11 protein-coding genes and 1 pseudogene are annotated in these 9,387 nt (G+C 43.4%); 9 read left to right on the top strand and 3 right to left on the bottom strand.

Annotated features, from left to right (window positions below; translation table 11 throughout):
* Positions 1–99: 99 nt before the first annotated feature.
* From IQ263_RS26975 to IQ263_RS26935, 9 genes and pseudogenes are all read left to right on the top strand, one after another.
* On the top strand, positions 100–237 hold the full coding sequence (locus IQ263_RS26975; protein WP_194071132.1) for a hypothetical protein: 138 nt from the start codon (positions 100–102) through the stop codon (positions 235–237).
* A gap of 583 nt (positions 238–820) precedes the next feature.
* Positions 821–2,638 carry a group II intron reverse transcriptase/maturase gene (gene ltrA, locus IQ263_RS26970; RefSeq protein ID WP_194071131.1) on the top strand — a complete coding sequence of 606 codons (1,818 nt, stop codon included), beginning with the start codon at positions 821–823 and terminating at the stop codon, positions 2,636–2,638.
* 5 nt (positions 2,639–2,643) lie between these two features.
* Positions 2,644–3,228: pseudogene (locus IQ263_RS26965) on the top strand (hypothetical protein); the annotation flags it as partial.
* A gap of 61 nt (positions 3,229–3,289) precedes the next feature.
* Positions 3,290–3,658 carry a hypothetical protein gene (locus IQ263_RS26960; RefSeq protein ID WP_194071130.1) on the top strand — a complete coding sequence of 123 codons (369 nt, stop codon included), beginning with the start codon at positions 3,290–3,292 and terminating at the stop codon, positions 3,656–3,658.
* Positions 3,659–3,715: 57 nt separating this feature from the next.
* Positions 3,716–4,693, top strand: a complete 978-nt coding sequence (locus tag IQ263_RS26955) for a coiled-coil domain-containing protein (protein WP_194071129.1) — start codon at positions 3,716–3,718, stop codon at positions 4,691–4,693.
* A 71-nt stretch (positions 4,694–4,764) separates the two neighbouring features.
* Complete coding sequence (locus IQ263_RS26950) at positions 4,765–5,844, top strand: coiled-coil domain-containing protein (RefSeq protein WP_194071128.1); 1,080 nt, start codon at positions 4,765–4,767, stop codon at positions 5,842–5,844.
* 254 nt (positions 5,845–6,098) lie between these two features.
* Positions 6,099–6,821 (top strand): DUF433 domain-containing protein, encoded by a 723-nt coding sequence (locus tag IQ263_RS26945; protein WP_194071127.1) that lies wholly within the window; start codon positions 6,099–6,101, stop codon positions 6,819–6,821.
* Positions 6,818–7,240, top strand: coding sequence for a PIN-like domain-containing protein (locus tag IQ263_RS26940; RefSeq protein ID WP_194071126.1), 423 nt, complete (start codon positions 6,818–6,820; stop codon positions 7,238–7,240). Before IQ263_RS26945 ends, IQ263_RS26940 begins: the two co-directional genes overlap by 4 nt.
* A 221-nt stretch (positions 7,241–7,461) precedes the next feature.
* Positions 7,462–7,743, top strand: coding sequence for a YiaA/YiaB family inner membrane protein (locus IQ263_RS26935; protein ID WP_194062788.1), 282 nt, complete (start codon positions 7,462–7,464; stop codon positions 7,741–7,743).
* Between the two features lie 78 nt (positions 7,744–7,821).
* On the opposite strand, the gene IQ263_RS26930 is transcribed toward IQ263_RS26935, so the two are convergent.
* From IQ263_RS26930 to IQ263_RS26920, 3 genes are all read right to left on the bottom strand, one after another.
* Positions 7,822–8,289 carry a ferredoxin gene (locus tag IQ263_RS26930; protein WP_194071125.1) on the bottom strand — a complete coding sequence of 156 codons (468 nt, stop codon included), beginning with the start codon at positions 8,287–8,289 and terminating at the stop codon, positions 7,822–7,824.
* 77 nt (positions 8,290–8,366) lie between these two features.
* The gene (locus IQ263_RS26925; protein WP_193974477.1) at positions 8,367–8,753 is read right to left on the bottom strand and encodes a DUF1257 domain-containing protein; all 387 of its coding nucleotides are present in this window, start codon (positions 8,751–8,753) and stop codon (positions 8,367–8,369) included.
* 41 nt (positions 8,754–8,794) lie between these two features.
* Complete coding sequence (locus IQ263_RS26920) at positions 8,795–9,004, bottom strand: DUF2997 domain-containing protein (protein ID WP_194071124.1); 210 nt, start codon at positions 9,002–9,004, stop codon at positions 8,795–8,797.
* Positions 9,005–9,387: the final 383 nt, after the last annotated feature.

The raw sequence follows: 9,387 nt of genomic DNA, 5'->3' as shown, positions 1-9,387 counted from the left end.
TGGGGAGATGGGGAGATGGGGAGAATTAGCCAATTACCAATTCCCAATTACCAATTCCCAATTGTCTGTAAATCAATAAAGAACTAAGGAAAAACAACAATGACTACTACAAAAGAAAGACCTACATTTTCAGTATTTGGTGCCAAACCGAGCAATGCTTTGCTAGTACCAGAAATCCCGATCGCCGTCCGCAATAATTGCCAAAGTGGCCAGTGGGGTGCGATTCGTTCTCTCTAAATAAAATGTTTTAAACATTTTAGGGACGAGAGGCAAGATTCAGTTTTGAATCTTGACAACTTAACAACCTTGAGGGTGTAAGCCCCTCCTTTCCGGTACAAGAAATGAAAGCATATTCCCTAATGTAGCGACTAGCCATCAATCATTAAAGCGGGAATAAACGGCGGTAAGTCTAAGTCTAATAGACAATCCCGACTAGCAAGAATCTATGGGTAGCGCAAGCAAAGGTGTGTAACTATCGTTACCAGCTAACCAGTGAAATAGACTGACACACTGGGGTCAAAAGACCATGAGCATTAAGATACTTAAGTTGTACCATTAACTTGAGTTTGTACTATCTGCTCCGGTAGAAGAGCACCACCCTAAAGATTCAACCAAAGGTTGTTAGGAACGAAGTAACTCAATCGATGTCTCTCTGCAAGGTCGAATAGGCAGAGTAGTCAGCTAAGACGCAACATCTCGGAGATAATCCAAGGACGCGGTTGAGTGAGATTGAGTCAGAAGCAAAAGCCTTGAGTAATGTCAAGGATAAGCAGACGGACTCACGGTGATACAGATTGTGGAGTTGTAATTAGCAATGAATATGTCTAATACGAGTTTCAAGACTACGTTGGAATGGAATAAACTCAATTGGCGTTTACTAGAACGTCGGGTTTACAAGTTGCAAAAACGAATCTACAGAGCTGAATTGCGTGGAGATGTCAAGGCAGTTAGAAAGCTTCAAAAAACTCTGTTGAAATCTTGGTCTGCAAAATGCTTAGCAGTCAGAAGGGTAACTCAAGACAACCGTGGCAAAAAGACGGCTGGTGTGGATGGCGTAAAATCGCTGACCCCAAAGCAACGTCTAAACCTAGTTGACAATCTGAAGTTGGGAAACACAGCCAATCCCACTAGGCGAGTCTATATAGATAAACCAGGGACTGACGAAAAACGCCCGCTCGGAATACCTACAATGTTTGACCGAGCATTACAAGCACTAGCAAAACTAGCGCTTGAACCGGAATGGGAGGCAAAATTTGAGCCTAACTCTTACGGATTCAGACCGGGAAGGTCATGCCATGATGCCATTGGACAAATCTATAACGTTATCAACAAAGGGGACAAATACGTCCTGGATGCTGATATCGCTAAATGTTTTGACCGAATCAACCACAACGCTCTTATCAGTAAAATTGGAACATTTCCTAGCCTTAGACGCCAGATACAATCATGGCTCAAAGCAGGAACGCTGGACGGAGAAAGATTATTTCCAACCAATGAAGGCACACCCCAAGGAGGTGTAATCTCGCCACTACTGGCAAATATTGCCTTACATGGTTTAGAAAACTTAATCACGAAAGCATTTCCAAGAAAGGTGCATTATAAATACGGTAGGGAAAACGGAAAGAAAACCCAAACCTACATTGGATACACTCCTCAAGCGTATGTAATCAGATACGCCGATGACTTTGTGGTAATGCACGAAAGTCTAGAAGTTATCTACAAATGCCAACAACTGATATCAGAGTGGTTGAAAGAAATGGGTCTAGAGCTAAAAGACACCAAAACAAGGATATGCCACACCCTAAACAAAGTCGATGCAAATAATCCTGGATTTGATTTTCTTGGATTTAACATTCGACAATATGAAGCTGGAAAATACAAGACAGCTCACGACAGGTATGGCACTAAGCTGGGGTTCAAAACTTTTATAACCCCTAGTAAGAAGAAGGTAAAAGAACATTACGATGACATTGCCAGAATAATTGACACCCACAAAGCAGCACCTGCTGATAGCTTGATTCATCATCTGAATCCAATAATCACAGGTTGGGCAAACTATTATTCAGGCGTGGCAAGTTCTCAAACCTTAAACACCCTTGATTACCGGATGTTCTGGAAGCTAGTAGCATGGTCGCACAGAAGACACTCTGATAAATCTAGATCTTGGACAAAGAGCAAATATTGGCATAAAGTTGATGGGGCTATGAAGTTCGCTAGCTCACAGGATGGAAAAATCAATGCAGTTCTTAAACTGCATAAAGAAACACCCATCGTTAGGCACGTAAAAGTCCGAGGCGAAGCAAGCCCATTCGACGGAAACCTAAAATATTGGAGTTCAAGATTAGGCGGAGTACCAGGAGTTCCCAAAGTAATAGCAACCTTGCTAAAACAACAAAGGAACAAATGTACCCATTGTGGTCATTACTTCTGGGAAAGCGATGTGTTAGAAGTGCATCACAAAGACAAGAACAGAAGCAACAATAGGTATTCCAATCTGGAATTACTGCATGGACACTGCCATGATAAACAACACGCAACCAGTACCTATGACAATGGCTGTTTCACTGAGGAGCCGTGTGAGGGGAAACTCTCACGCACGGTTCTGGAGACGAGTAGTTCCGGTGACGGGATTGCTTAGTTTAATCGATCGGCGACACCGACTACGGTTCCAAGTGTTCTATGACAATCCTCAAATTCTCCAAATTCTTCGGTTCCCTCGGTCAAACTTCGCACACATTGTGGGGTCAACTGTGGTTCGTCGCAGAAAGTGGCGAATTGCCGCAAGGAGTTGTCATGGTGACATACATAAAAAACCGCAGCTTGAACGATTTTAACCGCTTGGTAGCATCAGTTCAATCTCGCGGCGTAGAGCCTGCAACCGGGATTTTCGTTCCAGAATTTGTCAAGCATTCCGGCCAGAAACCAGATGATAGCGGAGTAGTCAAACCGATCAATTACTACAGCTTGAAATGGTCTTGGAACGAACGCGGAGATTGGGCAGTTATCGATCAAGCAGCAGCAGTTTTGTCCGATCCGAGCAATCAATCGCGGATGATTGACTTAGAAGGAACCAGGGCTATGATCTGTTTAGATAACCTACCAGCAGCACAAGTTGCGTCCTTGATGGCCGCTCACACTAGCGGTGAAACCGATGCTATTGCTTTGAATTCTAACGGCGGTATGTCGCTACCGCCAGCGGAAGATAGAGCAACTGCTGACTTGTTCTAATTTTGTGGAAAAGGCGCGATTAAATCGCGCTTTTTTCGTAACTGTGACAAGGAAGAGTAAAATGAAAAAAGTCACTAAAATCAAAACCAAACCAAACCTGCAAGAAAGCCGTTTGAGAGAGAATTTCGAGATGCTCGATCGCATTCGGGATGATACAGTCAACGATATCGAAAGTCTTACCGAAGACTTCCAGCACATGACTTTAGTTGCCGAATCTATCCGGCGGAATTACCGAGCTTTGCTTTCGGAAAATCAACTGCTAAAAAACACGCTTTTAAGTATAGTTGAGGAGTGCGAATGCTGGCAAAGCAATCGGTGCGATCGCTGTCAAAAAATTCTCAAATCTCTAGACAGCAATAATCCCGACTTTCCACCGAATGCAGCCAAAGAATACCGAGCTATTCTCAGCCAACTGCGGAACTTAGAATAGCTAAAAACGTCTCACAAGCCAACCCTGCAAAAATTTGAATCAGGAGCAACAAACCTTATGACACTAGCAACAGCCAAAGATAGCAAAACCAAGATTTTGCAAAATTTTCACCAGATTTTAGCAGACAAAAAAAAGATTGAATCTAAAGTCGAAACTAAGGAACAGTCAGCCGAAAAAGCCAAAAGCAAACAACTCCTAGAAGTTGCTTCTACCTACACAATTGACAGCATTGTTAAAGGCTTGGCAGACTTGCAATTAGATTTCGGCAGCATCACCAGCGGACTTTCGGAAAAACTGAAGGCGGAATCTGCGAAATTAGATGAATTAAAACGGGCGATCGAAATTGAAGCCGAACAATTGCAAGAGTTGCAGCAAGTTAGAGTTGTAGCAGATGCTCTCCACATTTTAACTCAAGAGCACCGGGAAAAACTGACACTCCTCGAACAAAACGCCGCCAATCAGCGCGAAGTCCTGGAAAAAGATACAACCCAAAAGCGCAAGATTTGGGAAAAAGAACAGCAAGAATTTGATGCAGCATTTCAAGAACAAACTGCACTCACAACTAAACAGCGCCAGCAGGAAACAGCCGATTATCAATACGAATTGCAGCGCAATCGCAAAATTGAAACCGACGAATACGAAGAAACGAAGCGCAAACTAGAACGGCAATTGCAAGAATCTACCCGCGAAAAAGACAAAAACTGGGCGCAAAGAGAAAAAGCCCTCAGCGACAATCAAGCGGAGTTTGAAGAGAATCAAAGGAAAGCTGCTGGATTTGAAGAAGAACTCAAACAGGCTTATATGAAAGCTAAAGAAGAAGCTATTCAAGAAGTTTCCCGCGAAGCTAAAGTCAAGGCAGATTTAGCGGACAAGGAATGGGAAGGAAGCAAGCAGGGATATGAGTTGAAAGTGCAATCTTTACAGCAGACTATTGCGCGACAAACAGAACAAATTGCTGAGATTTCCGCGCAACTACAAGCTACGATGAAGCAAGCGCAAGATTTGGCAATGAAAGCTTTTGCTAGCAAAGCTTAAAACTCGGTTCGCAGTCAGGACTAAAGTCCTCACTGCGAACCTAATTCACCACTATTAACAAATCAAAAGCCATGAACAAAAAAGTTAGCGACAAAAGCACCAAGGCTGAAATCTTAGAAGCGTACAAGGAAGCCGCGCAAGAAAAAGCTGCATTAGAATTGCAAATCAAACAGCTAAATGCTTCCCCAAAGCAAGCAGCAGTTCCTGAAAAACTTAATGTGGAGGCACAAAAATCAATGGTTTTAACTCAAACTCAACAAAAAATGCAGTCTACAATCGACAATTTGATTTTGCTGCAATTTGGCTTTGGCGGCGCTGTGAGTGAGTTGTCTGAGAAATTAACTTCTGAAGCTACTAAATTGGAAGAATTGCGGCGTGTTGTGGGGGAAGAAGTTCAACAACTGCAAGAGTTGCACAGTTTAGAAGATGTTGCGGAAGATACGCTGGATAATTTAATTCAGCAGTACGAAGAAAGTGCGAAAACTTTTACTGACGAACTCAGCGAACGACGCGAAACTGTTGAACAGGAGTTGTTGGAACTGCGGCTGGCTTGGGAAAAAGAGCAGGAATTGCAAAAGTTGACTGTTACAGAACGTAATGATAATCAGCAAAAAGCTCGCAGCCGGGATGAGGAGTTGTATGATTACGATCTGAATCTTCAGCGAAATCTGGATATCGAAGAATACGAACAGCGCCAGCAAAGGCTTTATCAAGAAATTGAAGAGTTTCGCCAGGAACAGGAGAAACAGTGGGCGGAACGCGAAAAATCTATTTCGGAACGGGAAAGTTTGTCTGCGGATGTTAGGGCTAAGGTGGAAGCTTTTCCGAAAGAATTGGAAGCTAATATCAAGAATGGGAAAGATATTGGTCGCAATATTGGCAATTATCAAGCTAAGGTTAAGGCGGATTTGTTGGCTAAAGATATTGAAGGACAAAAGCAAAATTATGAACTGCAAATTCAAGGGATGTTGCAGACTATTCAAAATCAAGATGCGCGGCTTGCTAGTTTGTCACAGCAACTTGATTCTGCTTTGAAACAGGTTCAAGATTTGGCTGTGAAGGCGATTGAGGGTTCGTCGAATTTGAGTTCTTTCCAAGCTGTGAGGGAAATTGCGATCGAACAAGCTAAGACTCAGCAGAAAAATAAGTAATACCAATTTCATAAAGTAGCGCTAGATATTACTCCCCCCAACCCCCCGCGAGTTCGGGGGGGAGCTAAGACTTCATCTATACCACATATGAAAGAAAAATGGTATAATCCGTAGTCTCTTTTAGGAGCTAATTAGGTTGCTTTAGATACCCGATTTCTTGAAGAAGTTGGGTATCTGGGTATGGTCGGGAGAGATTTTTGCGATCGCCCGCTTCTTGTGCAAAAATATAAGTATTTAGGCTGGAGGTAAGTGCTATGCTTGATACTAACAACTTTGAACTGCGGGATATTCCGATATATTCTATCCCTCAAGCAGCACAATATCTCAGGCTGCGAAGAGATATGTTGCGACATTGGGTTGTTGGCTGGTACTCGCAAACAAAAACGGACAAGCACTTCTTTGAGCCGTTGATTGAGTTACCTCAACACAATAATCTTGAACTGCTGCCCCAGTCCAAAACTAGACTACTTTCTTTTACCAATTTGGTAGAGGCTCATGTGTTGATTGCTATTGTTAAGGCTACTGGCTTCTCCCGAAAACAACTTAGCACTGAACTCGACTACATCCACCGTCATCTTTCGACTCCTCACTTATACGCTCGAATTGAGTTTCAAGTCGAGGGAATTGCTCTTTTGTTTGAGAGATGCGGACAGAAGCTTGTAGCCTCCGGCAGGGAACAGGAAGCGAGGCAGATTCTAGACATTTATTTCGATCGCATTGTACGAGATGAAGCTGGATTACCTATCAAACTCTTCCCTTTCACGAAGCTACCAGGTTCCGACGAACCTAAAACAGTGATGATTGACCCCACAATCTCCTTTGGCCGCCCTGTTTTGGCTGGAACTGGCATTCCCACAGCTATGCTGGCAGAACGTTACAAAGCTGGGGATTCCATCGATGAACTTGCTGAGGACTATAATTGCGATCGGCTCCAAATAGAGGAAGGTATTCGCTGCGAACTTCCGCTAGTAGCATGAATGAGATATTTTTCATCGATCGATGTTTAGGAACAAAACTGGCAGATTCATTACGAAATGCGGGGGCGACAGTAGAAATTCACGACGATCATTTTATTAAAAATATGAAGGATGAGGATTGGCTGAGGATAGTTGGAGAAAGCAATTGGGTTGTACTTACAAAGGACAAGAAAATTGCTAGTCGTCCTTTGGAGTTATTGGCTGTGGCTCAAGGTAATGTACGGCTGTTTGCATTTGTGGGTGGCGATGTTTCTGGAGTTGTAGTCGCACAAGCTTTTGTAAATGCCTTAGAAAATATGAAAGGATTTATTCGGGGGAATCAAGCACCTTTTATTGCTAAGGTGTACCAGTCTGGTTTGGTAAAGCCCTGCAAAAACCAAAAGGAACTTTTGAGAATCCTCCCTAAAACCAGTGAGTAAATTATCTTAAAGTTAATCTCGATTAGTCCAGTTTATAAACTGTCTACTCCCTTCCAGGCTCAGAGAGTATGAAAACCTATCTACAGGGTTGTAGTTTTTAGTGAAAAGCCCGATCGCCCTGTGCACTTCTAGAAACTGTCCTTTGTTCTCCTGACCGCTTCATTCACGCTCATTATTCTATAAGTTAATCAACCAAAAGATATATTTGGGGCTTAAAGATTATGTCACAACAAATTGTACGTCAAAAAGATACTAATGCTTGGATTCTTCAGTGCTGGGTTTCTTTTATTGTTGCCATTTCTGCAACTACTGTTGGTGTGATTTATTTACAGGTAGATCCTTGGCAAAAAGCTTTTATGGGTATGGGTTTAACTTTTTCGGTTGGCTCGTCTTTTACTTTAGCAAAAACCATTCGCGATAACAATGAGTCAACAAGATTGACTGCGAGAATCGACGAAGCGAGAGTTGAGAAAATTCTCGCGGAACATCATCCTCTCAAATGAATTTTAATTATACAATATATACGACAAACAGCCCGGGCGGGCTGTTTTTTTTGAGCTTGAGGTTAAAACCTGCGGATTTCAATGGCTACCTTTGGACTTACGATCGCCCTTATTTTGTTGGCGCTGGCGAATGCCTGCCTGAACCGTAGCCATATCTACGGGAAAACCAACGACAGGAATCACCTGATCCTTGCGTTCTTCTTCCAGATTCTTGAGTTCGGTGTAGTCAACCCAGTGAATGCAATTTACCGGACAAGTGTCCATCGCCTCAGCAATCAACTCTTCAGAATCCCCGTCTTGTCGAACTACGCGCGATCGCCCGTAATCCGGCTCAATATAAAAAGTATTGCGAGCAACATGAGCGCAGTGCTTGCAGCCAATACAGGTAATCTCATCAACATAGACACCTTTTTGGCGAAACACACCGCCTAATTCCGGTTCCAAACCAGAGCGATCGGGCGCATCCCGCAAAAATCCGCCCAACTCCGGCTCCAAACCAGTGCGATCGCTTGCTGTATCTATTCCGAGTCCAGAAAGCTCAGACATTTAGACCCCCACAATAGTAAATAAGTCCGCGCAGGCGGACTTTGATGAGACAAGATTGCAAAAATCTCGAAAAATTTTTAAGCACACCAGCGCTGAACCACCAAGCGGATCGAACCGTCTTGATTTTGCTTTTGCTCAGAAACTTGGAAACCCTGCTTAGCGCTTTCATTAACCACAGTATGGTAAGCATAGCGCTGAGTCACCTTATTCAGAAAACGGTCTACAGACCAAGCTTGCTGCCAAAATTGCAAATCGGCCACCAATTCATACTCAGTCCCGTTCCAGCTAAAACCTAAGTCATAGCCGTTTTCTTGCTCGATTACCACCTCAGCAGTGCTGGTGAGGCCGCGATAGCCGCGCACCTCAGTCGGGCCCGACTTCCAGTCGATACCCAAATCAGTTAAAGCAGCTTCCAAAGAATTCAAATTGCGGATCTGGGTTTTAATTTGGCTAAAGTGTGACATGGTGATTCCAAAAAAAATTTAAGTGAACTCAACAAAAAAGATTACCAATCGCTAAAAGCCACCTGGGCCGTCGCTTCGGCTGACTGATGCAGCACTTGCGCGAAATATTCAGACGTTGACTCTTGATGAAGCACCACGCCAAGCTGGGCTTCTATAGCAGCAGTTACCTCAGCGCAGGAAGCACCGACAATGCCGGTGACTGTTTCCTGTACGCGGCCATCTGGATAAATCACAAATTCTAGTGTTTCCATAATCCGGGCTGACTGAATAGGAACGATGAAATCAGACACCGACGCCAGCAAGCTTGGTACGATGCCTCCTGAAGTCGCTTCTTGAGAGTTGGCTGACTCGCCACTATATCAATTTTGACTAATTGATAGGTTTTGAGTCACAACTTAACAGAACTTATTAATAGGTGGGATCAATACGTCAGTGTTATGTAAAGTTTCGCGTACATCGTGACATCAGTCAATGGATTTGAGATTTTATATTTGAGATTTTCGATTTTAGAGCGAGGAAGTTCGGCAACGGATTGTGTAGCGGACGTAAGGGATGTAATTGATGTATGTAATGGGTGGATGTTGAGGTTCGAGGGTAGAAGAAGGATTTTGCCCAATCTCCCCCTCTCCCCCTC

The organism is Tychonema sp. LEGE 06208, from assembly GCF_015207505.1.
Classification (GTDB): domain Bacteria; phylum Cyanobacteriota; class Cyanobacteriia; order Cyanobacteriales; family Microcoleaceae; genus Microcoleus.
This window is presented reverse-complemented; position numbering and strand designations above follow the sequence as displayed.